The following is a 26,350-nucleotide window of genomic DNA, read 5'->3' as shown; positions in this document are numbered from 1 at the left end:
AACATGCCTTTGTCATCTGGAGCACATCATTTCTCTCACCTTCATCTCCGATCCGGCCACCGGTCGCCGCAGGAATGCCGTCAGTCATGACGCCATCCTCGATGCCACTTATGTGATGCTCGAGGAGATCGGTTTCGACAAGCTCTCCCTGGAAGGGGTGGCGGCGCGCGCCGGCGTGGGCAAAGCCACCATCTATCGCTGGTGGCCCAACAAGAGCGCGCTGGCCATGGAAGCCCTGCTGCGTGCGGTGGAACCCCTGCCAGCGCTGGGCGACAGCGGTTCGACCCGCGTCGACATCGAGCAGCACATGCTGCAACTGTCCCAACTGTTGCGCGGCAAGTCCGGCCGGGTGGTGCGCGAGATGATTGCCCTGGCCCAGTTCGAGCCGGAAAGCCGTCGCATTTTCAATGACAACTACCTGGAGCCGCGCCGCCTGGCGCTGGTCAATGTACTGCGCCGTGGTGCCCAACGCGGCGAGTTCCGGGAGGATGCCGACCTCAACCTGGTCTTCGACCTGCTGTATGCCCCCGTACTGCAGCGCCTCCTGACCGGCAGTGCCGACATCGACGAGCGCCAGATTCAGTCCCAACTGAAGCTGGTCCTGGGCAGCATCGCGCTGTCCCAACCCTTTTTGACGTCTAGTAAAATTTCGAGCCAACAAGCGTAAATTTTGTTGAGCAGTCCCCTGATTGCACCTAGAATCCGAGACGAAACGTATCGTATTGGTTCTGGGTAAGTGAACTTTTGCGTCAAAAATCAGCGATTCCGGGCAGCCGGGAGAAGCTGGAAGCGCCAGCAGACGGCGCCACACGACGATAAAAATCCATCTCTTCCTCCGCAGAGGGTGCGGAGGACAGCCCACGGGAAATGCGAGCCGCCTGCATGCCGGGCGTCCTGTTGCTTTCCATGCGCCGGTGCAGGCCGGCGCTTGACCAGTCTACGTTGATCCGAACAGACATCGTCGGCTTCCCGCCTCGGGAGGCCGGCACATGGTTGCCGCAGCGCATTTGGGCGTCGTCATGACGGCGCGGTGGCAACCCAGGGGCAGACCACACATGCAAGATATGCCAGTGCAAGGGGGAAACATGCACAGCAACGCAATGCAGCCATGCCGGGGCGGTGACGCCTCCGGGCAGGGAAAACTACGCTGTCGCCGCTATCGCACGATGCGGCGCTGGTGCCTGACCGGCTTTGTCGGCATTCCGCTGTTGCTGGGATTTCTCTGGTTGCAGTTCGCGGCCGCGCGCAACGGTGGCGAATTGTTCTATGCCGATCAGGTCTGCGACTGCCGCCAGGCGATATCGATGTGGGTGCGGGATTATGTCTGGACCCAGATGATCTGGTTGCCGGGCAACATGCTGTTCCTGCTGATCTGGATCGCGCTGGCGGTCAAGCTGTGGAACGGCAAGCGCAACCCTGGCTGAGAACTGAATCAACCGTCGATGTGCGCCACCAGCGGCAGATGATCGGACGCCACCCGTGCCAGTGCGGTGCGATGCACCTGCACCTGCAGCAGGCGCTGGCGCGGACTGATCCAGATGCGGTCCAGCGCCAACAGCGGCCAGCGCGAGGGGAAGGTGGCCGGTGCCGGAGCGGCTTCGAAGTGCGACACCAGCCAGCGCAGCGCGCGCCCCCACATGAACCATTCATTGACATCGCCCATCAGGATCACCGGTGCCTGGTCGGTATCGAAGGCCTGCAGCAGTCGTTTGATCTGGGCGCGCCGCTCGGCAGGCTTCAAGCCCAGATGGGTGGCGATCACCCGCAGCATGTGACCGTGGCAGTCGATATCGGCATCCAGCGCCCCGCGTGGTTCGCGACTGCCGAAGGAAAGGTCGATGCTCTCCTTGGCCAGGATGGGGTAGCGGCTCAGGACGGCATTGCCGTAACGGCGCTCGGCGCTTTGCAGGGTGGGGCCCTCGACCGCATGGAAACCGGTCTCTTCGCGCAGCAGCGCCAGCACATCCGGCTGCGAGCGGCCTCCCAGCGGTACCTCCTGCAGGGCCACCACATCGGCCCGGATTTCCTTGAGCACCCCGGCGATGCGTTGCGGCGCGAAGACGCCATCGGTACCGACGGCACCGTGGATGTTGTAGGTCGCCACGGTCAGCGGCCAGGGATCGCGCTCGCGCAGCGGTACATCCGCCGTGAGGACAAGCTCGGTATCGGCGTGGGGCGCAGACGGCGCAGAGTGGTCCGGCTCACGATGGGACAGGGTACCGGTCGTCATCAGGCCTGCCTTGCCTCCACGCCATGCTCGGCATTGACGCGGGCGATGCCGTCATCGCTCGTCGACGGCGGCGGCGCACTGCGGCGCGCCGCCCTTGCGGAGGTGTTCGACGGTCTTGCCGCGCGCGGCTTGAGCAGCTTCTGCAGGCCAAAGGCCATGAGCATCAAGGCGGCTGTCACGCCGACCAGGATCAGCACTGTCTGCACACTGGGATGACGGATCGCTTCAGCCAGATTGTGCGAAAAGACCACCGTCAGGACGATGCCCGGCGCCATTCCGATCAAGGTGCCCAGCAGGTAATCTCGCAAGCCCAGATGAGATGCTCCCGCCACCACGTTGACCACGGTGAAGGGGGCAATCGGCAGCAGTCGCACCACGGCCATGGCGGCGATGCCGCGCTGGGCAAAGCGGCGGCTGAGCTTGTTGATGCGCGGCCCCAGCATGTCACGCAGGGCATCGTGGCCCAGCCAGTGGCCGAGTCCGAAGCCCAGCAGGGCGCTCAGGCCCACACCCGCGGTGGCATAAAGGCCGCCATTGACGGGGCCGAACACCACCCCCGCCACGGCGATCAGGACGGTAATCGGCACCATCAGCATGCCTGCCACCACGAAAGCGGCAATCACGATGGCCGGCGTGAAGGGCATCTGGTCGACGCTGCGCGCCAGCGCAATGAGTGCGCTCAGATTGATCCATTCGCGCAGCGGGGTGAAGCGCCAGGCCAGCGCAAAGATCACCAGCGCCACCGCCAGCACGCCCAGGCCGATCATCCGGCGCGGCACCGGCTTCCTGGCACTGCGCGGCACATAGGCATCGACGATCTCATCGGGGCTGACAGGGCGCTCGGGATCGAAGACGGCGTTGTCCTGGGTCAAGGCGTCCAGTTCGGGAATCAGGCGCGGATCCATCGGCCGCAGCTCACGCCGGCCAGCCTGGCGCAACCTTGCAATCGCGGCGTGCAGGCCGTGCTCCTGCTGCATGGCGGCCCGCACGTCCTGCACTGAGCAGCCCAGATGTTCGGCCAGCAGACGATTGCGCATGAGGGCGATGGCGGTGCGGATCTGCTCCTCTTTGGCGGCATCGCCCTGTACCTCGATAGTGAGGCTGCATTCGGTATCGAAGGCCATGGAGCGATTGCTCATGTTGGCCGAACCCACCGAGAACAGGCGGTCATCCATGGCAAAGACCTTGCTGTGCACATTGAGGCAGCAGCCATCCTCCAGTCCGGGCAAGTGCGGGCAATACATCTGGTAGCGGGCGGCGGCATGCTCGCCCTGGTTTTCCAGTGCCGTCTTGAGGCGGTGGTGGATGCGCGCCCGCAGCGCGCCCATGGTGGCCTGCTCCAGCCAGCCGCTCTGGGTCTGGGGCGAGATCACGGCCACTTCCGGGCCTTGGGGTTCGCGCAGGCGTGCGCCGATGGCTTCGGACAGTACGTTCGAGGTGAAATACTGGTTTTCGAAGAAGAGGTGATGCCGTGCTCCCGCGATGGCATCCAGATACAGCTCACGGATTTCGAAGACGCCCGGGCGGTCCTCATAGGCCGGTTCGGTACGGGAGATGCCGATCTGCAGGTCGCACAGATCGGGCTCGACACCGTGTGGCCATGGATCGTCGGCAGGCAGGGCCGGCACCGTTGACCAGGACGTGCGCCGCTCGGCATAGCCGGCCAGGGCCCAGCGTCGGCGCGCCAGTTCACCCAGGGCGCGGGCGACATCGCCATCGGCCATGGCCTGGACATCATGGAAGGGAGCGTAGGGCTTGTCATCGGGATCGCGCCGCAGCGGGTTCTCGGGCAAGTGATCGGGGGTATCCCAGCGGCAGCGCGTCAGGTCCAGCCCGCCCACGAAGGCCAGCCTGTCGTCGATCACCACGATCTTCTGGTGATGCGACGCTCCCACCGGATGCCGCGCGTCAGTGCGGAAGTGCAGGCGCTTGTTGCGCGGGCGGCCGGGCTTGCGGGCCATCATCCATTCGCGTTCGAGCGCGTAGAGCATGGCGTAGTCCCAGTTCAGCACATGGATGTGCAGATCCGGCTGGCGCTCCACCAGTGCGTGCAGCAGGTCGCCCAGCTGCGGCGGAAAGCCGTCATCGGTGACACCGGGGACCAGCACGGTGCGGCTGTCGATGTCCCAGCCCAGGATGTAGACGCTGTGCCGTGCATTGAGCAAGGCCAGGCGCAAGGTACGGAAATAATCGGCCGCATCGATGAGCAGCTTGAACCGGTCCGCGTGCGCCAGCCGCCAGCAATTGCGGCCGGGTTGCAGCAGCCCGGCCGGCGAGCGGTCCTGGGCAGTAGGGATCTTGTCGCTCATGGTGTGCTGCTCCTCCATAGGGAAAGCGTGAGGGCGGCACGACGACGCGCACGGTGCCGCAAAAAGCTTCACCTTAGAATCTTCCTGCATCGCCGCCCATCGGACAGCCCCCCAAGCTGATGTAGGAAGATGCTGTCGCGCCGCGCCCGTCGGTGATCAAATGCGAGTTTCCCGATAGTGACGAAGATGTGAATTTTTGTTGTCACGCAGTAGTAATACTTGAGTGCAACAATGCGCCCCGCATCCAGACCGGCTGTTCATTCGTTCAGTTTCCAGGGAAGAAACTGAAGCAAATGATCAAACTTCGCCGGTTCACCGCCACCTCAAGGGGAATTCCATGACCATCCGCATGCGTATCACGCTTTTGGTGATACTTACCTTCGTTGCTATCGCCGGTATTGGCGGCTATGCCATGATGCAGTCCCGCAGCAGCGCCCTCGAGGTACGCTCGGTCACGGAAGGCGTCATGCCCAGCGTGCTGGCGTCGGCCGACCTGATGGGGCAGTTGAAGGATGTGCAGCTGGCCGCGATGGTGATGGTCAACGAGACCGACAAGCAGCTGGTGGCCCAGGAAAACGACAAGCTGGCCGAGAAGAAGGCGGTGCTGGAGAAGGCCCTGGCGGCCCAGACCCGACAGGCTCAGGGTGTGGCCCAGCACGGCTTGATCGAGCAGGCCAGGGAGAGCCTGGACAATTACTTCGGCGCCATCGATACCACCGCCAAGTTCAAGCTGGCCGGCAAGAACGAGATCGCCCAGGCGCAGTTCTTCGGCGGCGTGATGCAGTACCAGACCGAGCTCGAAGGCATCGTCAACACCCTGCGCATCGAGAAGAACCGTTTCAAGGACAATGCGATCGCCTCGTTGAACGACAAGCTGGCGCAGACCACTACCACCATCAGCATCGTCACCGTGGTGGCGGTGTTGCTGCTGGGTGGCCTGGGCTTCCTGCTGTATCGCCAGATCACCGGGCCGATCAGCCGCATGGCGGCCATGATGGGCGAGATCGCCACCAGCCAGGACTTTACCCGTCGCCTGCCGGTACAGCGCATGGATGAAGTGGGGCACTCCATCGTTGCCTTCAACGGCATGGTCGAGAAGATCGAACTAGCCTCGGCCCAGGTGCGCCAGAAGACTGCCGACATGCAGGCCATGCTGCAGAACATCCCGCAGGGCATTCTGACCATCGTGGACGGCAACAAGGTGCATCCGGAGTATTCCGCCTTCCTCGAAACCGTCTTCGAGACCACCGACATCGCAGGTCGCGACGTGATGGAGCTGGTCTTCTCCAACACCAACCTGGGCGCCGACACCCTCTCGCAGATCGAAGTCATCGGTGGTGCCTGCATCGGTGAAGACCTGATGAATTTCACCTTCAACGAACACCTCATGGTCGGCGAAATCGAAAAGACCATGGCCGATGGCAGCGTGAAGATCCTCGATCTGTCCTGGTCGCCCATCACCGATGAAGAGGACAGGGTGATTCGCCTGATGCTGTGCGTACGCGACGTGACCGAGCTGCGCCAGCTGGCTGCCGAAGCCAACGAGCAGAAGCGCGAACTGGAAATGATCGGCGAAATCCTCGCCGTCGCGCCGGCCAAGTTTGCCGACTTCATCGGCAGCGCGCGCCGCTTCCTGGACGAGAACGAGCAGATCGTCCACCAGAACCCGGAAGCCACCGCCTTTGCCATCGCCAAACTGTTCCGCAACATGCACACCATCAAGGGCAACGGTCGTACCTATGGCCTGCTGCACCTGGCCAACGTCGTTCACCAGACCGAGCAACACTACGACGACCTGCGCCACGCCGACAGCGGCGCTGTCTGGAGTCAGGAAGCGCTGCTGCTGCAACTGGCGCAGGTGCGCGAGATCATCGACCGTTACGCCCGTATCAACGACGTGACCCTGGGTCGTGGTGCGGCTGCGGGTGTGGAAGCGGTGCTGCCGGGTTATGCGCGCCATGTCCTGACCATCGACCGCAAGCATATCCAGGACAGCCTGCTGCGTCTGGAAAACGTCAATACCGCCAACCTGCATGAACTGGTGGCCGTGCGCAACGATGTGCGCCGCACCCTGCGCCTGCTCGGTACCGAGACCATCGAGGAAGTCCTGGCTCCGGTCATCGATTCGCTGCCGGCCCTGGCGGAGGATCTCGGCAAGGCGGCTCCGGTCGTGCTGATCGATGACAACGGCTACGTGGTCCACAGCTTCGCCTCGCCGCTGCTGCAGAACGTCTTCATGCACCTGATCCGCAATGCGGTCGATCATGGCCTGGAGACCGGTGAAGAACGCCTGGCCAAGGGCAAGCCGGAGGCCGGCACCATCAAGCTGGAGATGGGCGTGATGGACGACATGTTCCAGATGGCCCTGTCCGACGATGGCCGCGGACTGGCGCTGCACAAGGTGCGGCAGATCGGCATCGAGAAGCAGCTCATCACGGTGGACCAGGTGCTCACCGATGCCGAGATTGCACGGCTGATCCTGCAACCGGGCTTCTCCACCCGCAGCGAAGTGACCGAGGTCTCGGGACGCGGCGTGGGCATGGATGCGGTGTTGGACTTCGTGACCCGCGAACACGGCAGGATCGAGATCCGTTTCATGGATACCGAGGAAGGCGCAGCCTTCCGCACCTTCCAGATCATCGTCATGCTGCCCGAGAACGTGGCGGTGGAAGTCGACGGCATCGATGTCCCTTACCCCATGGCGGGGCAGGACGTGGCCGCACCGGTCGTGCTGCCGCAGGGCGGCGACGAGCAGGTGGCCTGAGCTTCCGGGCTGCGATCACGGACCATCATCAAGACAGCAGGAAAACCGATCCATGTTTCATTCTCTTCTCCTGGTGGCGCTGGGCGGCGTGCTGGCCGGTCTGCCGCTGGCCGGGCTGTGGTTGCGCCAGAAACGCCGTGCGCGCCAGCTCATCGATGCCGGCCAGCTCGAACGGGTGCGCGACCAGGCCCAGGCCACCCTGGCCGAGCAACAGCAGCAATGGGCCGAACTTCAGCAGCAGCTGGAGCAGGATCGCCTGGCGGCCCAGGAGCACATGGCCGCGATGCGCCGCGAGAGCGAGGCCATGCTGGCCCGCCTGTCCAGCGCGCAGTCCGACCATGTCTCACGCGTGCGCCAGAGCTGCGACGAGTCGCAAGACACCATCAGCAAGCTGCTGGGCCTGGTGCGCACCTTCGAGCGCTGGCACGACGACATGAACGAACTGATCGCTCACAATCGCGAGATGCACCGCAAGAACGACGAGTTCGCCCTGATCGTGAACCAGGTCATCATCGTGGCCCTCAATGCCTCCATCGAGGCTGCGCGCGCCGGGGTGCATGGTCGTGGCTTTGCCGTGGTGGCACAGGAAGTGCGTGATCTGGCGCAGCGTGCCGAGAAACTTTCCAAGAGCTATCGCGCCAACCTGTACCAGAACGACCTGATCACCACCACCACCTTCCAGGACCTGCAGGCTGGCGGCAAGATGATCATGGGCGCCGTCATCGGCCTGGACCTGATCAACAAGAAGACCCGCCAGGCCCTGGCTGAAGCCGCATGAGCGCCAACGACATGGACGAATTGCAGGCGGTGGCCGAGGTGGTGGGCGACGAACGCATCAGTGCCAGCGCCCGCGACGGCTTCGATAGCCTGCTGCTGCAGGCGCTGCGCAGCAGCCTGATACCTGCGGACACCAGCGCGGAGATCTCGGTGAGCGAGGATGCGGCCGATCTCACCGATCAGAAGATGGTGGTGCTGACCATCTCGTCTTACCTGTTCCGCCTGATGGTGATGTTCCACTTCAGGCCCGACGCCGGCACCCGTGCGCATTTTGCGCGGCTCACGCGAGCCGCCGCCGGCGAGATGGACTATCAGGCCCTGCTGGATGCCATCGCCGAATGCGGCAATCTTTGCTGCGGCATCTTCAACCGCGAGCTGGGGCGTTATTTTCCGCACCTGGGCATGTCCACGCCCAATGTGATTGATACCCGGTGTGTGGCTTATCTGCAAAAACTGAACTGTGCGCACGTACGGCATTTCGCCATCGACCTGCCGGAGGTGCCGCGCCTGCATGTCTCGCTGGCGGTCTGCGCCTACGACCGGCTGGACTTTGCCGTGGCAGCGGGCGAAGCGGGCGATGCCACGGGCGAACTGGAACTGTTCTGACCCATCAACGATTCGGGGGAATCTCATCACCATGGAAACCACTGCCAGCCTTGACGACGCCGTCACCAGCAAGATTCTGGTGCTCGATCGTGACGCCGATTGCTACGACACCATCAAATCCTTTTGTGATCGCCACAATCTGGTGGGCCTGAAGGCCCATGAGGAACACGTGATGGCGGTCCTGCGCAGCAACGTCGATCTGGGCGGCATCATGCTCTCGGAAAGTCTGGCCGGACTGGGCGGCACGGTGTCGGGCCTGGCCCGTCGCATTCGCGAGGTACGTCCGGAACTGCCGATCTTCCTGCGCCGTCGCCGCGAGAGCGTGGATAGTGAATTGTCCGAACGCGACAGCGAACTCTTCAGTGCCGTCTACCGCATCGAGGATATCGATGCGCTGGCACCGGCGGTGGCCTCGTCCATCTTCAGCCAACGCTATCCCAATGCGCTGGTGCGGGGCATTGCCGAGATCAGTCGCATGGTGCTGGAGAGCCAGTTCCCCGGCAAGCAGGTGGAGATCGAACAGCCTTACCTGGTACGCGACCGCATCATCTTCGGCGAGGTGTTCACGCTCATCCCGCTGGAGAGCAGCTGGTGCCGTGGCTACATGATGCTGCAGGCTGAACAGAAGACGTTGCAGGCACTGGCTCCGGAGGAGTCGGGTGATTTCCGCCATCTCAACAATGCGCTGGGCGAACTGACCAATCTGATCTGGGGCTGGTTCAAGAACCGCTTCATCAACCAGGCCCCGCCCATCCATCAGTTGAGCCAGGTGCCGATCATCATCAATCATCAGCATCGCTACATTTCCTTCGGTTCCGAGGATGCGCAGCTGTGCTTCAAGTATCTGCTGCGCCGTGATGACGATGCACCGCTGGTGCTGTTGCAGCGCTTCATCTTCAACCTGTCTTGGTCGCCGGAGGATTTCACCGAGAACCAGACCTCTGTCGAGGAACTGTTCGAATCCGGCGAACTGGAACTGTTCTGAAACCGGGCTGCCCGGCACTGATTTACCTTCCCCCCCCAAAGCAAAGAGAGCATTCAAGATGGCACAAATCCTGGTAGTGGACGATTCGAGCACCGTGCGCGCCGAAGTCGGTGACTTCCTCAAGAAGAATGGCCTGGACGTCGCCCTGGCCGTGGACGGCCGCGATGGCCTGGCCAAGCTCAAGGGCGACCCGGCCATCAAGCTGGTAGTCTCCGACGTGAACATGCCCAATATGGATGGGCTGACCATGGCCGAGAAGATCCGCAGCGAACTGGGCAATGCCAGCGTGAACATCATCATGCTGACCACCGAGAATTCGCCCATCATGAAGGAGCGCGGCAAGGCGGCCGGCATCAAGGGCTGGATCGTCAAGCCCTTCAAGGGGGAGGCAGTATTGCCGACCTTCAAGAAGCTGGTGGGCGTCTAAGCCCTGCCTGACGGGCGATCAAGCCGGCTCCCTGCCGCAAGGGGCCGGCTTCATTTTTCTTCCAGCACCAATTCGAAGCAGATCAGGACCGGATTGCGACCGCGTGCGAGCACACCCTCGCAGACCTCGCCTTGCGGATTGATGAGCCCGATGTCCAGCTGCCCGCGGCCCTCGCGAACTTCGCCCGAGCGAATCAGGATTTCGGTGGCGCGGTCCTCCAATACCCGTCCATCCGCGAATTCGGCGCCGATGATGCTGCCCACGCTGCCGCGCACGATGGCATGGTCGATGCCATGTGCTGCACAGGCGCCTTCGACGGCGATGGTCAGGTCCTGGTCCGGGCGGATGCGCGCCAGCACGACGCGTTTGCCGCTGCTCGCAGTGGGCCGGTCGCTGAGGCGGGTGGGGTAGAACAGGGTGAAATTGGTTTCAGGGTCGTAACGGGTCGCCATGGTGGCGTCGTGCAGTCCCCAGGCTTGCGCCGGTGTACTGGTCGCGACCATGGTCTTTTCCATCATCAGATGCCCGCCCTGGCGCTGGCCGTTGCGGCCGCGCCAGACGGCGTGACAATGCACGAAGGGTTCGCCGTCCTTGCGGCCCACGGTGGCGCAGGCATATTCGATGAGCGTGCCTTCCTCCATGGCATGCGGCGCACTGTAGAAGGCGGCATGCTGGTCATCCACCGCCAGCGCGGGCATGAGGAAGTGCAGGGCGGCAATCGGCAGGTTGGCAAAGCGCACGGTGCCGCCCTCCAGGCCTGCGCGCGCCAGGGGAATGCAGATGGCGTCCCGCAGGTTGAGGCCGGCTTCGAGGGTGAAATCAAGCTGCATCGCCGGACCCGCCAGCGCGACGATGCGCTGCGGGTCGGGCGTGCCGGGATGGCGGACGGTGCGGGCGAAGGATGGTGCGACGACTGGCATGGGGTCTCCTGGTCAGCTGGCTGCGGGCGGTGCGGCTTTGGCGGGCCGTCTGGGCATATCGGGAGCAAGGATTATCGCGCGTTCGATGCAAGCATGCGGGTGAATGTTTTTAATCTTCCGGCATGACGGAAAAGTCTTGATCAAATAATGCGGACGATTGTTTGAGGAGATTTCCAGCCTGGAACAGTTGCACTTCTGCAAGGGAACGCACGGGAAATCGGCATTTACCCTGACACCGTCCGTACACATCAGCTTCGATCAGCAGTACGGATCATGGCCGGGGCCATTACAGTCCCAGTACACTTTACTGTACAGTTCTGGCGCCGACATCCTCTCTCACAAGACCGGATGTCGGTCCTGGTCCAAGCTCACTGCTCGGCAACGCTCTCCTGCGCGCTCTCCGCCCGGCGGCGCGCCCGATAAGCCCCGATCTCCCCGATCTTCAAGCCCTCCGGCAGCCGCAGATACTTGCCTTGTCCCACCCGCTGGGCATGATAGATCCCGGTATGCCCTGAAAACAGGTAAGCCACCACGCAAGCTAGCGCCGCAAACGGTCCAATCTCCGGACCGAACAGTTCGATGGCCATGATGGTGGAGGCAATCGGCGTGTTGGCCGCACCCGCAAAGATCGCGACGAAACCGATTCCCGCCAGCATCGAGAACGGCAGATGCAGCAGCGGCGCCATGGCATTGCCCAAGGTCGCGCCGATGTAGAAGAGTGGTGTGACTTCGCCACCCTTGAAGCCGCTGCCCAGCGAGGTCACTGTAAAGACCAGCTTGCCCAGAAAGTCCCAAGGGGCCAGCGGATGCTGGAAGGCTTCCACGATCACCGGGATACCCAGACCAATATAACGATGTGTGCCGATCGCCCAGACCGCCACCGCGACCACCGCGCCGCCGATGAAAGGCCGCAGCGGCGCATAGCTGACATGACGCTTCATGAAGGCCGACAGGCGGTGTGTGCTGTTGGCAAACACCATCCCCGCCAGCCCGAAGACCACGCCCGCCGCGATCACCGCTGCCACGCTCCAGAGCGCGACAGGCGCACTGCCGCTCATGAGGTAGTGCGTATGATGCACCCCCCAGGCCAGGCCGACCTGGTCGGCCGCGATGGCAGCGACGAAGCAGGGCAGGATGGCGTCATAGCGCATGCGGCCGATGGCCAGCACTTCCAGCCCGAAGAGCGCGCCTGCCATGGGGGTGCCAAACACCGAGGCAAAGCCGGCGCTGATGCCGGCCATCAAGAGAATGCGCCGGTCCTGGGTGCGCAGGCGCAGCAGGTGCGTGAGCTGGTCGGCCAGCGCCCCCCCCATCTGTACGGCCGTCCCCTCGCGGCCCACCGAGGCGCCGAAAAGATGCGACATCACGGTGCCAAACAGCACCAGCGGCGCCATCCGCAGCGGGATCACCTTGCGCGGATCGTGGATCTCATCGATGAGCAGGTTGTTGCCAGCTTCCACCGGCTTGCCGGTATGCAGATACAGCCAGCCCACGGCAAAGCCGCCCAGCGGCAGCAGCCAGATGATCCATGGATGGGCTTCCCGCCATTGGGTGGCATAGTCCAGCGCGAAGAGGAAGAAGGCCGAGGCCGATCCGGCCAGTACCGCGATCAGGCAGGCAATCAGACACCATTTGAGAATGTAAGGCAGCAGGTGCAGCTGTTCGGGGATATTTTGATTTTTCATGTAACCAGAGTGCTGAATGAACATCCTGGCACACGGAGCGTGGAGCGCGCGAAGCAGAAAGGCGAACGCCTACAGCCCCGGATTGCCAGGTCACTGTAGGCATCATCAGCCCCAACATGAAGTTGGTGGCGGTTGGAGGAGGAATGCCATCTCCTTGTCGGCGATAGTAGCAATTTTGCAGCTCATCGGCAACGGTGCGTTGCTTGTCACCGACAGGGTGTGGCGGTAATCATGCCCGCAAGGCCGCTTCCAGGTCACGCATGTGCAGCCAGAGGCGGCCGCTGGTGCCGGCCGTGAGGGCGTGGGCGATGCGTCCGAACCATTGTGGTTGCAGCCTGAGCGCCGTGCGGAAGGCTTGCAGGGCCTCGTCCATGCGATGGACTTCCTGCAGGGCCACGCCCAGGTTGAGGGCGGCATCGGCATAGTCGGGGCGCAATTGCAGCGCCCGGGCGAAGGCCTCGACGGCGGCGGCCGTCTCCTGCAGATCCTGCAGGGTCAGTCCCAGGTTGAACCAGGGTTCGGCCAGGTCCGCGCGCAGGCGGCACGCTTGGGTGAAGGCGGTGCGCGCGGCGGCCAGGTCTCCCAGTTCGCGCAGCGCACTGCCCAGGTTGAGGACGGCTTCCATCGCCTGCGGTGCCAGCGCCACGGCCTGGCGCAGGGCCGTGGCCGCTTGCGCATGACGGCCCAGGGCCGACAGGCTGGTGCCGAGATGGAAATGGGCCTGGCTCAGATCGGGCTGATGGTGCGCCGCCGCCTCGAAACAAGCTACGGCGCCTTCCGGATCGGCGTTGGCCAGCGCAATTCTCCCGGCGATGAGCAACGAGGGTACATGCTGCGGGCGCGGCGCCAGGCTCAGCAGGATATGTTGGCGCGCCTGTGCCAGCGCTTGACGGTTCAGCGCCAGCATGGCCAGCAACTGATGCGCCGCAGGATGTTGGGGGGCCAGCGCCAGCACGGCATGGCTGGCCTGCTCGGCTTGCGCGAAATGCCCGGCATTGTAGTGCTGCAGGGCGCCAGCCAATAGCTGGTCCGGACTGGGCGACGGGGCTGGCATGGGAGCGCTGGGCAGTGGCCGGAAGGCGTCAGCCAGCGGCGCGTTCGACGATGACGTAATGCTTGCGGACCGGCTCGACCACCTCAAAGACACCCTTGAAGCCGGCCGGGATCACCATGGCATCCCCCGGGCCCGCCTCGGCAACCTTGCCTTGCTCATCGATGACGCGGCAGCGGCCCTCCAGCACGCAGAAATATTCATCCTTGTCGGGGGCGAAGGCGATACGCCAGCTGCCTTTTTCGCAGGCCCAGACGCCGGCGTTCATCTGGCCGCTGGCGCTGGTGAAGTAATTCCACGTGGTGCGCAGGGGATTGCCCTCCAGTCGGCGGTCTTCGCGGGGATGGTCGTATTCGGGCGTGGGCGCGGCAAGGCGAAACTGGGTGATGGCGGGTGTGGCGGACATGATCGGCAGGCGTGGCGGTAAAGGGTCGACGATGAGCTCAGCAGTGTAACAGCAGCAGACGCCTGGCCGATGAGGATCAAGGCGCTGAATCGGTCCGGGGAACCGCTATAATGACGCCCCTGACGCGGAAAATGGGCTGCTATATCAGTACCAGTCACTTGGTCACGCCTGCCGATGCAGGACGGTCCTATTTGATGATGCCCTGGCCGTGTCGTGTACATTCATCCCCGTGCGGCCCCGCGCCTGCCTTTCGTCTTTCCTATCGTGACTTACAGTATCAAAGAAATCTTCTATACCTTGCAAGGCGAGGGGGCGCATGCCGGTCGTCCGGCGGTGTTCTGCCGTTTTTCCGGCTGCAACCTGTGGACCGGTCGCGAGGAAGATCGCGCCCGCGCCATCTGCCAGTTCTGCGACACCGATTTCGTCGGCACCGATGGCGAGAATGGCGGCAAGTTCAAGTCGGCCAGCGAACTGGCCGACCGGATCAACAGCTTCTGGCCGGCCCGCCATGCCGCCAGCAAATACGTCGTCTTCACCGGGGGCGAGCCGCTGCTGCAACTGGATGCGGTCCTGATCGAGGCCATGCACGCGGTCGGCTTCGAGATCGCCATCGAGACCAATGGCACCATCGAGGTACCACCGGGGGTGGACTGGATCTGCGTCAGTCCGAAGATGGGCGCGGAATTGAAGGTCAGGCAGGGCAGCGAACTGAAGGTGGTGGTGCCGCAAGCCGGACAGCCGCTGGACGAGTATGAACAACTGGACTTCCGGCATTTCCTGCTGCAACCCATGGATGGCCCGCAGGCGGCGGCCAATACCCGCCTGGCCATCGAGATGGTCAAGAACAACCCGAAGTGGAAGCTGAGCATCCAGACCCACAAGCTGCTCAACATTCCCTGAGCGATTTTTTGCTTTTTTCTTCATGCGGCTGCGCGCCGCATGATTACAATGGCTTTACCCCGCCCGCTGCACGGCTTGTGCGGCCGGCATCCTCGAAGAAACATTCATGCTGACCATTACCCGCAAACTCGAATTCGACGCCGGCCACCGCATTCCGGACCACAAGAGCCAGTGCCGCAACCTGCATGGCCACCGCTATACGCTGGAAATCACCCTGACCGGCGCGGTCATCGACATCGAGGGCAATTCCGACAATGGCATGATCATGGATTTTTCCGACATCAAGGCTCTGGCCAAGGAGCATCTGGTCGACGTCTGGGACCATGCCTTCCTGGTCCATGAAAAGGATGCGCCGGTGCGCGACTTCCTGGCCAGCCTGCCGGGCCACAAGACGGTCATCATCGGCAGCATCCCGACGGTGGAAAACCTGGCCCGCGAAGCCTTCGCCATCCTCAAGGCGGCCTACAAGGACCGCTACGGCACCGGCCTGCATCTGCAAAAACTGGTGCTGCACGAAACGCCCAATTGCTGGGCCGAGATCACGGCGGATTGATGGACGGCGCCAGCAGCCCCTTGCCAGCGGTCATCACGGAGGCCGACCTGCGCCACATGCGCGCTGCGCTCGACCAGGCCAACCATGCCTGGGCGCTGGGCGAGGTGCCGGTGGGCGCGGTGGTGGTCAAGGACGGGGTGGTCATCGCCAGCGGCTTCAACCAGCCCATCGGCAAGCACGATCCGACCGCGCATGCCGAGATCATGGCGCTGCGTCGCGCAGCCGAAAAGCTGGGCAATTATCGTCTGCCTGGCTGTGAACTCTACGTGACGCTGGAGCCCTGCGTGATGTGTTCCGGCGCCATGATGCACGCGCGCCTGGCCCGCGTGGTCTATGGTGCGGCCGATCCCAAGACCGGCGCCTGCGGTTCGGTGGTGAACCTGTTCGAACAGGAGAAGCTGAACCATCATACCGAGCTGCTGGGCGGCGTGATGGCCGAGCAATGCGGGCAGTTATTGAAAGAATTCTTCGCCATGCGACGCGAACAGGTGAAGCAGCAACGGCTGCAGGAAGCCGCCGCGCAAGGCGATGCCCCCACATCAGGTGAACACGCATGAAGACTGCCTCTGCTGGTCGCGAATTGCTGGAAGAACTGGTGCCACCGGGCACCGGGGTGGCCGTCGTCGCCCCCTGCGGTCATGCCGGGCTTGATCCGACCGGCGTACAGCGTGGCGTGGCCTTGCTGGAGTCGCTGGGCTGCCGGGTACGCAACTTCTACGACCACGCCCGGCGTTACCAGCGCTTTGGCGCCAGCGATGAACGGCGTGCTGCGCAACTGATGGAGGCGGCGGCCGATCCGGACATCGACATCATCCTGGGCCTGCGCGGCTCCTATGGCATGAGCCGTATCCTGCCGGCGCTGGATATTGGCGCGCTGGCGGCCAGCGGTAAGCTGCTGGTGGGCTATAGCGATTTCACGGCCCTGCAGTGTTGCCTGTTGGCGCAATCCGGTCATGCCGGTTTCCAGGGGCCGATGCTGTGCGGGGACTTCGGTGCGGAGTCGCCCAACTGGAGCGCGCTGGCGACGCTGTGGCGTACCCTGAGCTCAGCGCAAGTCGTGGTGCGCAACTATGACGGGCAGGACGGGGCGGACAGGGCGCCCAATGGTGATCGCCGTACGGATCCCTTGAGCCCGGTCGTGCAGTGCGCGGGCAAGCTGTGGGGCGGCAATCTGGCAATGGTGGCGCATATGGTGGGTCATCCGCAGTTTCCGTCCATCGAGGGTGGAATTCTGTTCCTTGAGGATGTGAATGAACATCCTTTCCGGGTGGAGCGCATGATCCTGCAGCTGGAGCAGGCTGGCGTGCTCGGTCGGCAGAAGGCCATCCTGCTGGGTGATTTCTCCGCCTACCGGCTCGCCGAGATCGACAACGGCTACGATTTCGGCGAAATGCTGGCCTACCTGCGCGGGCGCATCGCCACTCCCATCGTGACCGGCCTGCCGTTCGGTCATGTGCGCGACCTGGTGACGCTGCCGCTGGGCGCGCATGCGGTACTGGATGCCCGCGGTGCAGAAGGCTTCACCTTGACCTTGTCGGATTATCCGACGCTGACCCGCCGTTGAGGTGCCCGGCGGGCGCGCGGGCAGCCTTCGGCACGACGGAAGAAAAGCTCACTTTTCCTTGATGTCGACCTTGACCGCGTCCTGTTCGACGGTGATCTTGCCCGGCTCGAAGGTCTTGCCGTTCATCTGCAACTGTTCCGGCTTGAAGGTGTAGAGCGCATAGTCGCGCAGGAACTGGTCGGCGGCGGCATTGCCCAGGGCTGTCAACTGCTGCGCATATTGCGGCGGCAAGTCAGTGCTGTCGACCTTGTCCACCTTCGGGCCGTCCAGACGCAGCGTGCGTGTGGACGGATCGTACTTGAAGGCGCTGCTCAGGGTCAGCACCGCGTTGACCGGGCGCTGCAGCAGCAGGGGATTGGCGATCTGGGCGTCGACCACGGTCTCCATGCGATTTTGTGCCGGCAACATGCCCAGGCGCGGGTTGCTCAGGGTGACATCGAAGATGTCCATGTAGCGCAGCTTGCGCGGAAATTGCGGCGCAATGGCGCTTTGCAGCTGCTGCCTGGAGACGGTGTATTCGCTGGTCCAGATGTTGTAGCCGGTATCGGCAGCGTGCGCCGATACCGGCGCAAAGACCAGCGTAGACAAGGCCAGGACGGCGGCTGCGGAAATGAGGGCTTGCTTCATGCTTGCTGTTTCCAGAGTGGCAAAGTGGATCAGAGCGCCCGTGACGGGCAAAAAATCCCCGGCAATTGTAAGCCGGTGCCGGTCGGCAAGCGCAGAAACATGGCATTTCAGCAAGTTTTGGCCGCTACCCCGGCCCGCAACGTAAGCCGCCACGGGCTTGCAGTGGTAAAATGCCCGGTTTCGCGCGCCGCCCCTTTGGCTTTGGTCGGCGCACGCAAGTTACATTTTTGAAAAGGTTTTCGCAGTGCTATCCACCGCAAACATCACCATGCAGTTCGGCGCCAAGCCGTTGTTCGAGAACATTTCCGTCAAGTTCGGCGATGGCAATCGCTACGGCCTGATCGGCGCCAATGGCTGCGGCAAATCCACCTTCATGAAGATTCTGGGCGGCGACCTGGAGCCGTCGGCCGGCAACGTCAGCCTGGACGTGAACGAGCGCCTGGGCAAATTGCGCCAGGATCAGTTTGCGTATGAAGAAATGCGCGTGCTGGACGTGGTCATGATGGGCCACGTCGAGATGTGGGCCGCCATGTCGGAGCGCGATGCCATCTACGCCAATCCGGATGCCACCGACGACGACTACATGAAGGCCGCCGATCTGGAAGCCAAGTTCGCCGAATACGACGGCTACACCGCCGAAGCGCGTGCCGGCGAGCTGCTGCTGGGCGTGGGCGTGCCCATCGAACAGCACAATGGCCCGATGAGCAATGTCGCGCCCGGCTGGAAGCTGCGCGTGTTGCTGGCGCAGGCCCTGTTCTCCAACCCGGACATCCTGCTGCTGGACGAACCGACCAACAACCTGGACATCAACACCATCCGCTGGCTGGAAGAAGTGCTCAACGAGCGCAATTCCACCATGATCATCATTTCCCACGATCGCCACTTCCTCAACCAGGTCTGCACCCACATGGCCGACATGGATTACGGCACCCTGAAGATCTATCCGGGCAATTACGACGACTACATGCTGGCGTCTTCGCAAGCGCGCGCCCAGCAACTGGCCGCCAATGCCAAGGCCAAGGAAAAGGTGGCCGAACTGCAGGACTTCGTGCGCCGCTTCTCGGCCAACAAGTCCAAGGCCCGCCAGGCAACCTCGCGCGCCAAGCAGATCGACAAGATCAAGGTGGAGGACATCAAGCCGTCTTCCCGCGTGAACCCGTTCGTGCGCTTCGAGGGCGAGAAGAAGCTGCACCGCCTGGCCGTGGAAACCCAGAGCATCACCAAGACCTATGATCGTGACATCTTCAAGAACTTCAGCATCATGGTTGAAGCCGGCGAGAAGATCGCCATCATCGGTGCCAACGGCGCGGGTAAAACCACCCTGCTGCGCAGCATCGGCGGCGACGTTACCGGCCTGCATCCGGATTCGGGTGAGGTGAAGTGGGCGGAAAACGCCAATGTCGGCTACATGCCGCAGGATCCGACCGAGGAATTCGCCGGTGGCGAGACCCTGACCGACTGGATGGGCAAGTGGACCCAGGAAGGCGACGATGACCAGGCCGTGCGCGGTATCCTGGGCCGTCTGCTGTTCTCGGGCGACGACGTGAAGAAGTCGGTGAAGGTGCTCTCCGGTGGCGAGAAGGGCCGCATGATGTACGGCAAGCTGATGCTGGGCCGCCACAACGTGCTGCTGATGGATGAACCGACCAACCACATGGATATGGAATCCATCGAGTCGCTCAACATCGCGCTGGAAAAGTACGCCGGCACGCTCATCTTCGTCTCGCACGACCGTGAATTCGTGTCCTCGCTGGCCACGCGTATCCTTGAAGTCAAGGACGGGCAGGTGATCGACTTCCAGGGCAGCTACGAAGACTACCTGGCCAGCCAGGGTATCGAATAATTTCCCCAACCGCATCAGCACCGTATTGTTGACCGCCATGCAAGCAACAGCAACCAAGGTCGTCGAGTTCGAGCGACCGCAAATGGAGACCGGCGGCAGTTGTACCGCCAATGCGTGGGCCAAGGTACCGGCCACGCCCAGCCCCGAGGAACGCGCGCAATTGAAAGCGCGTATCCGCCAGCTGCTCAAGGAGAAGCAGGCGGTGCTGGTGGCGCACTACTACGTCGATGGTGACCTGCAGGACCTGGCCGAGGAAACCGGCGGCTGCGTCTCCGATTCGCTGGAAATGGCGCGTTTCGGCCGTGACCACGCCGCCCGGACCCTGGTGGTGGCCGGCGTGCGCTTCATGGGCGAGACGGCCAAGATTCTGAGCCCTGAAAAGCGCATCCTCATGCCCGACCTGGACGCGACTTGTTCACTGGACCTGGGTTGCCCGGCGGACGAATTCGCCGCTTTCTGCGACCAGCATCCGGACCGCACCGTGGTGGTCTACGCCAACACCAGCGCAGCCGTGAAGGCGCGCGCCGACTGGATGGTGACCTCCGGCATCGGCTTGGAAATCGTCCAGCACCTGCATGCGCAGGGCAAGAAGATCCTGTGGGCACCGGACAAGCACCTGGGTAGCTACATCCAGAAACAGACCGGCGCCGACATGCTGCTGTGGCAGGGTTCCTGCCTGGTGCATGACGAATTCAAGGGCGTGGAGCTGGAACTGATGCGCGCCGAGCATCCGGATGCCCTGGTGCTGGTGCACCCGGAGTCGCCCGAGGCGGTGGTGGCGCAGGCGGATGTGATCGGTTCGACGTCGCAGCTGATTGCAGCCGTGCAGTCCTCCGATGCGCCCGCTTTCATCGTCGCCACCGACAATGGCATCCTGCACAAGATGCGCGCAGCGGCGCCTGGCAAACGGTTCATCGATGCCCCGACCGCCGGCAACAGCGCTACCTGCAAGAGCTGCGCGCATTGCCCGTGGATGGCCATGAATGGCTTGCAGAACCTGCTGCACGTGCTGGAAACTGGCGCCAATGAGATCCACGTCGACCCGGCGATCGGCAAGCAGGCTGTAGTGTGCATTGACCGCATGCTGGATTTTGCCGCCCAGCGCAAGGCCAAGGTCCGCCCCTCGGCGCGCCTTGAAGACGAACAGCAACTGTTTGCAGGAATCGGCCCCGCATGACGCTCCACGCCCTCAAGACTGCCTCGACGATTGCGGCCAGCAACCTGCGCAATCCCTTCGGGCCTTTCGACGCCGCGCTGCATGCGGCCTTCGATGCCAATGTCAACCAGGCCATCGCCGAAGATGTGGGTGATTGCGATTACACCGGCTTGCTGGTGCCCGAAAACGAATTCGTGAAAGCCCGCGTGATCGTGCGCGAAGCCGCGGTGCTATGCGGCGCACCCTGGTTCGAAGCCGTCATGACCCGGCTCGATCCGCGTCTGCAGGTGAGTTGGGCCTATGCTGAAGGCGAGCTGATGGCCGCCGACAGCGAAGTGTGCTGCATAGAAGGGCCGGCGCGCGCCTTGCTGACGGCCGAACGTGGCGCGCTCAATTTCCTGCAACTGCTTTCCGGTGTGGCCACGGCAACCCGGCGCTACGTGGAGGTGGTGCAGGGCACCCGGGCGGCCATCCTCGATACCCGCAAGACCTTGCCCGGGCTGCGCCTGGCACAGAAGTACGCGGTCCGCGTCGGCGGTGGAGAAAATCAGCGCCTGGCGCTGTATGACGGCATCCTCATCAAGGAAAACCACATCGCCGCAGCCGGTGGCATCACCGCTGCCGTAGCGGCCGCGCTGAAGCTCAACGCCGGCGTGAGCATCCAGGTCGAGGTGGAGAGCATTGCCGAGCTCGACGAAGCCTTGCAGGCGGGGGCCGAGTCCATCCTGCTGGACAACTTCTCGCTGGAGATGATGCGCGAGGCCGTCACCGTCAATGCCGGCCGGGCGCTGCTGGAGGCCTCCGGCGGCATCAACATGCAGACCGTACGCGCCATTGCCGAGACTGGCGTAGACAGGATCTCGATCGGCAGCCTGACCAAGGATATCCAGGCGACCGATTTCTCTCTGCGCGTGATCGGCTGATTGCGCTCGCCTGGCGCTGCGAGTCTGCGCCAGGCTTCATTTTCCTGCGCCATCAAGTGCAGGAACGTATTGAGGTTTTCCCCTTCCAATGCCAGATGCCGGCGACAATGGTTCGCCGGCCATGACGACAAACAAAGGGGGAGCCATGAAAACCTTTCACTGCGACAACTGCGGCCTGCAAGTTTTCTTCGAAAACACCGTGTGCGGAAATTGCGGCTGGATGCTGGGTTATCAGCCCGAGTTGCAAGCCATTGGCAGCTTTTCGCTACTGGTTCCGGAAGTGGCGCCACCGCAAGATGCCGAGCCCGAACCGGGTCCGGGCCGCTGGCGCAGCGTCAGGCCGGACAACGAGGGCAGGGTCTTCAAGCAGTGTCTCAACTACTGGCGCGAGAACATCTGCAACTGGATGCTCGATGAGCGCGAACCGCACGAGCTGTGCGCTTCCTGCCGCCTGACCCGCGTCATTCCCAATCTCGACGAAGGCAACAACCGCGTGCTGTGGAGCCGACTGGAGACGGCCAAGCGACGCCTGCTGCATTCTCTCTGGACCTTGCAATTGCAGCCGGTACCAAAGATGGAGGATGAAGAAGCCGGCCTGGCCTTCGAATTCCTGCAGGATCTGCCGCATGGCGAGCGGGTGCTGACCGGGCACGCCGATGGCGTCATCACCATCAACATCGCCGAAGCCGATCCGGCCTACCGCGAACAGGCGCGCGAGCAGATGGCCGAGCCGTATCGCACGCTGCTGGGACATTTCCGGCATGAGAGCGGCCACTATTATTTTGATCGCCTGGTGGCCCCGACAGCATGGCTGGAGCCTTTCCGCGCCAAATTCGGCGACGAGCGCCAGGATTATGGCGAGGCGTTGAAGACTCACTACCAAAACGGCCCACGTCCCGATTGGGAAGAAAACTTCGTCAGCGCCTATGCCAGCAGCCACCCCTGGGAAGACTGGGCGGAGACCTGGGCGCATTATCTTCATATGTTTGATACGCTGGAGACGGCCTACGCTTGCGGCGTGCAATTGCGGCCACGTCACGAAGGCGAGCAGAAGCTGGTCATCACGGCGCCGCCGGTAGCGGCTGGCTCCTTCGATGAGCTGGCCCGCGAGTGGTTTGCGCTGACCTATGTGCTCAACAGCCTGAATCGCAGCATCGGTATGCCCGATTCCTATCCCTTCACCTTGTCCACGCCGGTACTGGAAAAATTGCGCTTCGTGCATGAGGTGGTCAATGCGGGCACACCTGACTGAGGCTCAAAGGATTTCGATTATTGCTCGTTGATTGAATGAGGCGGGGAGTCATTCTCCGCCGAGCGACTCGAAGCGGCTCATCAATTCCAGCGGTAGTGCTGGCAAGGAGAGCTGCATGGGGCGTCCCTTCATCGTTGTCGGCGACAAGACCAGCCATGGTGGCACGGTCATTTCCGGCGATCAGACCTTTCTCGTTCATGGCAAGGCCGTCGCGCGTGTCGGCGACCTGACTACCTGTCCCAAGTGCAAAGGGACATTTCCGATCACATCCGGTGCGGGCGACATGAAGTCCATGGGCCAGGCACCGGCGCGCGACGGCGACCGGACGGCTTGTGGGGCCACGCTGATGGCGAGTCAGGGGGTGGCCACGCATTCGGAGGGGCAAACGGCTGGCCAGACCGCGCCCGCCGAGGATGCCGTTACGGCCCAGTCCCTCCGTGATCCAACGCTGGTTGCCTCGTGCCGCAGGCGGGGCGGGGGGCGTGGTGGCGGGTGAGGGAGTCGAGAAGCGACGGGAAGAAGCAGATAAGACCAAAAATTCACCACTGGCCAAGGCCGAGGTGGATTCGGCGTCGCGGGACAAGTGCCGGGCTTGCCCGCCGCTGGCGGGGCATGAGATCACCAAGAATTTCAAGGAACACAAATCATGGATGGATTATCAGGCGCGCGTTACCGGCATGCGTGCCGGGCCGCTGTTTTTGACGGAGTGGAAGTACGAGGGCCGGGAGTTTGATGGATTCAAGGCGACCGAATGCTTGTTGATGGATGCAAAGGCTGGATATGACCAGTTTTTTGTCGCCCCGAATCAGTTCAAGTACCACTTCCAACGCGAAATCATGAGCGACATGGTTGAGAAGGCTCGAAAACAGCACGAAGTTGCGCTGCCTCGCCCGCCGGTGCAATTGAGATGGTACTTCCAAGAGCCCTTGTCTTTCCAATACATGGCACCCTTGATCGCCCAGATTTCTCCGACCATTCAAACCATTCACCTTCCCTGAATCCAGATCAAGCATCATGAAACCTTTTGACATGCAAATATTCTTGCCTGCTCCTGTCGTTGCACAGGACCTGATGCAACGAATGGGAACAATCCATGAATTTGTCCGGAACTTGGCTGAACAAGATGGGAATTTGCGACCACAGAACTGGTTATTGGCAACAGGCGATATGGAGGGGTCCTTCCGTTATCCTGCGTTCGATGGGGAAAAAGCTTCCTCGGCCCTGATTGCGGTTCATCGCGAGCGCTACCGAGGGGAGCCTGCTTCATCCTGCCGCCATGTGACGCTCTGGAATGGAGAAATGGAAGTGGGGCGTGGTGCCAGTATTGCATATCAGTTTAATCACGCTGATGGGGCACCGGAAATTATCTCTCTGTCCGTGCAGGATATGTCCGTCTGGACTGTGGCTACAGTGGTTGAAACTATTGAAATGGCAGTTCAGCTTTTTGCTCCTAAAGTACTGTTTGTCCAGCCTGCCCGGTATCGCCCGGTATTTCGAGACAAGCCTGGAGTCGGCTGGATGCTTTACCTGCCCCGGCAACTGTCGACCAGGCAAGTTCCCGAAGCTGCCCGACTGGAGCTTGTGCACGACGCTGCCGGCCAACTGATGGGCACGATCATCATCAGCGTCGCCGATACGATCTTCGACATCGATAACCCCGCTCACGTACGCCTCGCCCATGACATCGAGGTCAGGCTGACGGATCAGAACTTGCTGCCGCGCTACCCGGATCTGCTGATCTGACAGGAGGCTGGTGAATCGCCCAATAAAAACCCGGAAGTTTCCTTCCGGGTTTTTCCTTCATCATGCCCGCAGTGATGAGCTGCTCAGTACGGTTCAGTCATCCCGCGCCTCCAGCGCCCTGTTCAGACTCAACGCTGCCAGCGAACCTACAGCGCCCGACAGCAGATAGAAGCTCACGTAAGCCATGCCGAAGTGCGCCGACAAGCCCAGTGCCACCAGTGGTGCGAAACCGGCGCCGACCAGCCAGGCCAGATCGGAAGTCAGGGCTGCGCCGGTGTAGCGATAGCGGGCCTTGAAGTTGGCCGTCACGGCGCCGGCTGCCTGGCCGTAGGACAAGCCCAGCAGGGCGAAACCGATCAGGATGAAGGCATTCTGGCCGGATTCGCCACCATTCATCAGCGTCGGCACGAAGGCCGACAGGATCGCGATCAGCAATGCCATCGAGCCCAGCGTGTTGCGGCGACCGAAGCGGTCGGCGATCAGGCCCGAGACCACAATGCCCACCGCCATGATGAGGCCGCCCCAGATCTGGATCACCAGAAAGTCCACCGCTTCCCGCAGCGAATACAGCTTGATCCAGGACAGCGGAAACACCGTCACCAGATGGAACAGGGCATAGCTGGCCAGGGCAGCCAGGGCACCAATGATGATGTTGCGGCCCTGGGTGGTAGCGAGCTCAACCACGCCGGCCGGTTCCAGTTCACGCTCATCGAGCAGCTTGGCGTATTCCGGCGCCGAGACCAGGCGCAGACGCGAGAACAATGCGACCACGTTGATGGCAAAGGCCACATAGAAGGGATAACGCCAGCCCCATTCCAGGAAATCGGCGGTGGTCAGGCTGGAAAGCATGTAGGCAAACAGGCTGGCCGCCACCACGAAACCCAGCGGGGCACCCAACTGGCCCAGCGCAGCATACCAGCCACGCTTGTTCGGCGGCGCGTTCATCGCCAGCAACGAGGGCAGACCGTCCCAGGCACCGCCCAACGCCACCCCTTGACCAACGCGCAAGAGCGAGAGCAAGATGATGGCCCACATGCCAATGTGTTCAAAAGTTGGCAACAAGGCAATGCCTGCAGTCGAAAAACCGAGCATGAACAGGGCCAGCGTCAGTTTCACCTCTCGTCCGAAGCGTTTTTGAATCGCCATGAAGATCGTGGTCCCGATGGGGCGGGCCAGGAAGGCGAAGGAAAAGATCACGAAGGAATAGAGCGTGCCTTCCAGTTTGGGCTCGTTGGGGAAGAAGACCTGCGGAAACACCAGCACCGAAGCCAGTGCATAAACGAAGAAGTCGAAGTATTCGGACGCTCGTCCGATCACCACGCCGACGGCGATCTCACCGGGTTCGATCGTGCCGTGTTCGTGGGAAGTGGAAGGATTGTTCGCTTGAGGCCGGAGTTGACCCGAACCCTGAGCATTGTGGATGCTGGTGCTTGCCATGGCTTTGTCTCCCACTGTTAGAGGTTTAGTCGCAGTACGTGCTACAGGGCCTGTTCACATTTAATCTGCGAGTGCGAGAGGTCGCCAAGCGTTGACTGCCTAGGCGCAGCGACGCGCCGTGGTGGTGCCACGGCAAGGAGCTGCAACAACGGCAGGCGACGCTTGGCGGCCTCTCCCGGAGGGTTGCCCCCA

26 protein-coding genes and 1 riboswitch are annotated in these 26,350 nt (G+C 62.6%); of the genes, 18 read left to right on the top strand and 8 right to left on the bottom strand.

Going from position 1 to position 26,350, the window contains the following annotated elements:
• Nucleotides 1–16: 16 nt before the first annotated feature.
• Entirely contained in the window at nucleotides 17–667 is a 651-nt protein-coding gene (locus tag HWE01_RS17950; RefSeq protein ID WP_283817522.1) for a TetR/AcrR family transcriptional regulator, read from the top strand.
• Between the two features lie 418 nt (nucleotides 668–1,085).
• Nucleotides 1,086–1,424, top strand: a complete 339-nt coding sequence (locus tag HWE01_RS17945; protein ID WP_237713545.1) for a hypothetical protein — start codon at nucleotides 1,086–1,088, stop codon at nucleotides 1,422–1,424.
• A gap of 8 nt (nucleotides 1,425–1,432) precedes the next feature.
• Here the strand turns inward: HWE01_RS17945 and HWE01_RS17940 are convergent, their stop codons facing one another.
• Together HWE01_RS17940 and HWE01_RS17935 are read right to left on the bottom strand one after the other, a co-directional pair.
• Nucleotides 1,433–2,230, bottom strand: a complete 798-nt coding sequence (locus HWE01_RS17940) for an endonuclease/exonuclease/phosphatase family protein (protein ID WP_241822477.1) — start codon at nucleotides 2,228–2,230, stop codon at nucleotides 1,433–1,435.
• Nucleotides 2,230–4,539, bottom strand: coding sequence for a VTT domain-containing protein (locus tag HWE01_RS17935; RefSeq protein ID WP_241822476.1), 2,310 nt, complete (start codon nucleotides 4,537–4,539; stop codon nucleotides 2,230–2,232). The genes HWE01_RS17940 and HWE01_RS17935 overlap by 1 nt, the downstream gene beginning before the upstream one ends.
• 337 nt (nucleotides 4,540–4,876) lie before the next feature.
• Between HWE01_RS17935 and HWE01_RS17930 the strand changes: the two genes are divergently transcribed.
• The 5 genes from HWE01_RS17930 to HWE01_RS17910 are packed head-to-tail and all read left to right on the top strand — an operon-like array spanning nucleotide 4,877 to nucleotide 10,098.
• Nucleotides 4,877–7,303 carry an ATP-binding protein gene (locus tag HWE01_RS17930; protein WP_241822475.1) on the top strand — a complete coding sequence of 809 codons (2,427 nt, stop codon included), beginning with the start codon at nucleotides 4,877–4,879 and terminating at the stop codon, nucleotides 7,301–7,303.
• Between the two features lie 52 nt (nucleotides 7,304–7,355).
• Nucleotides 7,356–8,081 (top strand): methyl-accepting chemotaxis protein, encoded by a 726-nt coding sequence (locus HWE01_RS22885; protein ID WP_283817521.1) that lies wholly within the window; start codon nucleotides 7,356–7,358, stop codon nucleotides 8,079–8,081.
• A complete protein-coding gene (locus HWE01_RS17920) occupies nucleotides 8,078–8,686 on the top strand; it encodes a hypothetical protein (RefSeq protein ID WP_241822474.1) in 609 nt (202 codons plus the stop codon). Before HWE01_RS22885 ends, HWE01_RS17920 begins: the two co-directional genes overlap by 4 nt.
• A 31-nt stretch (nucleotides 8,687–8,717) precedes the next feature.
• Nucleotides 8,718–9,671 carry a chemotaxis protein CheX gene (locus tag HWE01_RS17915; RefSeq protein WP_241822473.1) on the top strand — a complete coding sequence of 318 codons (954 nt, stop codon included), beginning with the start codon at nucleotides 8,718–8,720 and terminating at the stop codon, nucleotides 9,669–9,671.
• A gap of 58 nt (nucleotides 9,672–9,729) precedes the next feature.
• Nucleotides 9,730–10,098, top strand: coding sequence for a response regulator (locus tag HWE01_RS17910; protein WP_008329138.1), 369 nt, complete (start codon nucleotides 9,730–9,732; stop codon nucleotides 10,096–10,098).
• A 50-nt stretch (nucleotides 10,099–10,148) separates the two neighbouring features.
• On the opposite strand, the gene HWE01_RS17905 is transcribed toward HWE01_RS17910, so the two are convergent.
• The 4 genes from HWE01_RS17905 to HWE01_RS17890 all read right to left on the bottom strand — a co-directional run bounded on the left by HWE01_RS17905 (nucleotide 10,149) and on the right by HWE01_RS17890 (nucleotide 14,160).
• On the bottom strand, nucleotides 10,149–11,018 hold the full coding sequence (locus HWE01_RS17905) for a PCC domain-containing protein (RefSeq protein WP_241822472.1): 870 nt from the start codon (nucleotides 11,016–11,018) through the stop codon (nucleotides 10,149–10,151).
• A 368-nt stretch (nucleotides 11,019–11,386) separates the two neighbouring features.
• Nucleotides 11,387–12,703, bottom strand: a complete 1,317-nt coding sequence (locus HWE01_RS17900; RefSeq protein ID WP_241822471.1) for a voltage-gated chloride channel family protein — start codon at nucleotides 12,701–12,703, stop codon at nucleotides 11,387–11,389.
• Nucleotides 12,704–12,792: 89 nt separating this feature from the next.
• Nucleotides 12,793–12,866: riboswitch (Fluoride riboswitch) on the bottom strand.
• 66 nt (nucleotides 12,867–12,932) lie between these two features.
• On the bottom strand, nucleotides 12,933–13,757 hold the full coding sequence (locus HWE01_RS17895) for a tetratricopeptide repeat protein (protein WP_081486055.1): 825 nt from the start codon (nucleotides 13,755–13,757) through the stop codon (nucleotides 12,933–12,935).
• Nucleotides 13,758–13,785: 28 nt separating this feature from the next.
• On the bottom strand, nucleotides 13,786–14,160 hold the full coding sequence (locus tag HWE01_RS17890) for a cupin domain-containing protein (protein ID WP_008329124.1): 375 nt from the start codon (nucleotides 14,158–14,160) through the stop codon (nucleotides 13,786–13,788).
• A 264-nt stretch (nucleotides 14,161–14,424) separates the two neighbouring features.
• Here HWE01_RS17890 and queE point away from each other — a divergent pair, with 264 nt between their 5' ends.
• The 4 genes from queE to ldcA all read left to right on the top strand — a co-directional run bounded on the left by queE (nucleotide 14,425) and on the right by ldcA (nucleotide 17,177).
• Complete coding sequence (queE, locus tag HWE01_RS17885) at nucleotides 14,425–15,060, top strand: 7-carboxy-7-deazaguanine synthase (RefSeq protein ID WP_241822470.1); 636 nt, start codon at nucleotides 14,425–14,427, stop codon at nucleotides 15,058–15,060.
• A gap of 106 nt (nucleotides 15,061–15,166) precedes the next feature.
• Nucleotides 15,167–15,613, top strand: a complete 447-nt coding sequence (gene queD, locus HWE01_RS17880) for a 6-carboxytetrahydropterin synthase QueD (protein WP_008329122.1) — start codon at nucleotides 15,167–15,169, stop codon at nucleotides 15,611–15,613.
• Nucleotides 15,613–16,170 (top strand): tRNA adenosine(34) deaminase TadA, encoded by a 558-nt coding sequence (gene tadA, locus HWE01_RS17875; protein ID WP_175343578.1) that lies wholly within the window; start codon nucleotides 15,613–15,615, stop codon nucleotides 16,168–16,170. Before queD ends, tadA begins: the two co-directional genes overlap by 1 nt.
• Nucleotides 16,167–17,177, top strand: coding sequence for a muramoyltetrapeptide carboxypeptidase (gene ldcA, locus HWE01_RS17870; RefSeq protein ID WP_241822469.1), 1,011 nt, complete (start codon nucleotides 16,167–16,169; stop codon nucleotides 17,175–17,177). Before tadA ends, ldcA begins: the two co-directional genes overlap by 4 nt.
• A gap of 48 nt (nucleotides 17,178–17,225) precedes the next feature.
• Here ldcA and HWE01_RS17865 read toward each other — a convergent pair whose 3' ends face one another.
• Nucleotides 17,226–17,804 carry a DUF1439 domain-containing protein gene (locus tag HWE01_RS17865; RefSeq protein WP_008329119.1) on the bottom strand — a complete coding sequence of 193 codons (579 nt, stop codon included), beginning with the start codon at nucleotides 17,802–17,804 and terminating at the stop codon, nucleotides 17,226–17,228.
• A 244-nt stretch (nucleotides 17,805–18,048) separates the two neighbouring features.
• On the opposite strand from HWE01_RS17865, the gene HWE01_RS17860 reads away from it, so the two are divergent.
• The 7 genes from HWE01_RS17860 to HWE01_RS17830 all read left to right on the top strand — a co-directional run bounded on the left by HWE01_RS17860 (nucleotide 18,049) and on the right by HWE01_RS17830 (nucleotide 24,721).
• Complete coding sequence (locus HWE01_RS17860) at nucleotides 18,049–19,647, top strand: ABC-F family ATPase (RefSeq protein WP_017451103.1); 1,599 nt, start codon at nucleotides 18,049–18,051, stop codon at nucleotides 19,645–19,647.
• A 37-nt stretch (nucleotides 19,648–19,684) separates the two neighbouring features.
• Nucleotides 19,685–20,824 (top strand): quinolinate synthase NadA, encoded by a 1,140-nt coding sequence (gene nadA, locus HWE01_RS17855; protein ID WP_241822468.1) that lies wholly within the window; start codon nucleotides 19,685–19,687, stop codon nucleotides 20,822–20,824.
• Entirely contained in the window at nucleotides 20,821–21,726 is a 906-nt protein-coding gene (gene nadC / locus HWE01_RS17850) for a carboxylating nicotinate-nucleotide diphosphorylase (protein WP_241822467.1), read from the top strand. Before nadA ends, nadC begins: the two co-directional genes overlap by 4 nt.
• Nucleotides 21,727–21,871: 145 nt before the next feature.
• Nucleotides 21,872–22,978, top strand: coding sequence for a zinc-binding metallopeptidase family protein (locus tag HWE01_RS17845; RefSeq protein ID WP_241822466.1), 1,107 nt, complete (start codon nucleotides 21,872–21,874; stop codon nucleotides 22,976–22,978).
• Nucleotides 22,979–23,093: 115 nt separating this feature from the next.
• Complete coding sequence (locus HWE01_RS17840; RefSeq protein ID WP_175343522.1) at nucleotides 23,094–23,474, top strand: PAAR domain-containing protein; 381 nt, start codon at nucleotides 23,094–23,096, stop codon at nucleotides 23,472–23,474.
• Nucleotides 23,416–23,976 carry a Tox-REase-5 domain-containing protein gene (locus HWE01_RS17835; protein ID WP_241822465.1) on the top strand — a complete coding sequence of 187 codons (561 nt, stop codon included), beginning with the start codon at nucleotides 23,416–23,418 and terminating at the stop codon, nucleotides 23,974–23,976. Before HWE01_RS17840 ends, HWE01_RS17835 begins: the two co-directional genes overlap by 59 nt.
• Nucleotides 23,977–23,992: 16 nt before the next feature.
• A complete protein-coding gene (locus HWE01_RS17830) occupies nucleotides 23,993–24,721 on the top strand; it encodes an Imm52 family immunity protein (protein ID WP_241822464.1) in 729 nt (242 codons plus the stop codon).
• 93 nt (nucleotides 24,722–24,814) lie between these two features.
• On the opposite strand, the gene HWE01_RS17825 is transcribed toward HWE01_RS17830, so the two are convergent.
• Nucleotides 24,815–26,158 carry an MFS transporter gene (locus HWE01_RS17825; protein WP_008329105.1) on the bottom strand — a complete coding sequence of 448 codons (1,344 nt, stop codon included), beginning with the start codon at nucleotides 26,156–26,158 and terminating at the stop codon, nucleotides 24,815–24,817.
• Nucleotides 26,159–26,350 lie beyond the last annotated feature (192 nt).

Origin of the sequence: Herbaspirillum sp. C7C8, from assembly GCF_022627875.1 — a bacterium.
Lineage (GTDB): Bacteria > Pseudomonadota > Gammaproteobacteria > Burkholderiales > Burkholderiaceae_D > Herbaspirillum.
Note: the sequence above shows the minus strand (reverse complement) of the source record. Positions and strands in the feature narration are given on the sequence as shown.

Excerpts from the sequence above, each read along its gene's own strand:
- HWE01_RS17840 (WP_175343522.1), top strand. The coding sequence starts at position 23,094 with ATGGGGCGTCCCTTCATCGTTGTCGGCGACAAGACCAGCCATGGTGGC.
- queD (WP_008329122.1), top strand. The coding sequence starts at position 15,167 with ATGCTGACCATTACCCGCAAACTCGAATTCGACGCCGGCCACCGCATT.
- HWE01_RS17845 (WP_241822466.1), top strand. The coding sequence starts at position 21,872 with ATGAAAACCTTTCACTGCGACAACTGCGGCCTGCAAGTTTTCTTCGAA.
- HWE01_RS17825 (WP_008329105.1), bottom strand. The coding sequence starts at position 26,158 with ATGGCAAGCACCAGCATCCACAATGCTCAGGGTTCGGGTCAACTCCGG.
- HWE01_RS17930 (WP_241822475.1), top strand. The coding sequence starts at position 4,877 with ATGACCATCCGCATGCGTATCACGCTTTTGGTGATACTTACCTTCGTT.
- nadA (WP_241822468.1), top strand. The coding sequence starts at position 19,685 with ATGCAAGCAACAGCAACCAAGGTCGTCGAGTTCGAGCGACCGCAAATG.
- tadA (WP_175343578.1), top strand. The coding sequence starts at position 15,613 with ATGGACGGCGCCAGCAGCCCCTTGCCAGCGGTCATCACGGAGGCCGAC.
- HWE01_RS17890 (WP_008329124.1), bottom strand. The coding sequence starts at position 14,160 with ATGTCCGCCACACCCGCCATCACCCAGTTTCGCCTTGCCGCGCCCACG.
- HWE01_RS17900 (WP_241822471.1), bottom strand. The coding sequence starts at position 12,703 with ATGAAAAATCAAAATATCCCCGAACAGCTGCACCTGCTGCCTTACATT.
- HWE01_RS17935 (WP_241822476.1), bottom strand. The coding sequence starts at position 4,539 with ATGAGCGACAAGATCCCTACTGCCCAGGACCGCTCGCCGGCCGGGCTG.
- ldcA (WP_241822469.1), top strand. The coding sequence starts at position 16,167 with ATGAAGACTGCCTCTGCTGGTCGCGAATTGCTGGAAGAACTGGTGCCA.
- HWE01_RS17910 (WP_008329138.1), top strand. The coding sequence starts at position 9,730 with ATGGCACAAATCCTGGTAGTGGACGATTCGAGCACCGTGCGCGCCGAA.
- HWE01_RS17830 (WP_241822464.1), top strand. The coding sequence starts at position 23,993 with ATGAAACCTTTTGACATGCAAATATTCTTGCCTGCTCCTGTCGTTGCA.
- nadC (WP_241822467.1), top strand. The coding sequence starts at position 20,821 with ATGACGCTCCACGCCCTCAAGACTGCCTCGACGATTGCGGCCAGCAAC.
- HWE01_RS17940 (WP_241822477.1), bottom strand. The coding sequence starts at position 2,230 with ATGACGACCGGTACCCTGTCCCATCGTGAGCCGGACCACTCTGCGCCG.
- HWE01_RS17865 (WP_008329119.1), bottom strand. The coding sequence starts at position 17,804 with ATGAAGCAAGCCCTCATTTCCGCAGCCGCCGTCCTGGCCTTGTCTACG.
- HWE01_RS17905 (WP_241822472.1), bottom strand. The coding sequence starts at position 11,018 with ATGCCAGTCGTCGCACCATCCTTCGCCCGCACCGTCCGCCATCCCGGC.
- HWE01_RS17915 (WP_241822473.1), top strand. The coding sequence starts at position 8,718 with ATGGAAACCACTGCCAGCCTTGACGACGCCGTCACCAGCAAGATTCTG.
- HWE01_RS17895 (WP_081486055.1), bottom strand. The coding sequence starts at position 13,757 with ATGCCAGCCCCGTCGCCCAGTCCGGACCAGCTATTGGCTGGCGCCCTG.
- HWE01_RS17920 (WP_241822474.1), top strand. The coding sequence starts at position 8,078 with ATGAGCGCCAACGACATGGACGAATTGCAGGCGGTGGCCGAGGTGGTG.
- HWE01_RS22885 (WP_283817521.1), top strand. The coding sequence starts at position 7,356 with ATGTTTCATTCTCTTCTCCTGGTGGCGCTGGGCGGCGTGCTGGCCGGT.
- HWE01_RS17945 (WP_237713545.1), top strand. The coding sequence starts at position 1,086 with ATGCACAGCAACGCAATGCAGCCATGCCGGGGCGGTGACGCCTCCGGG.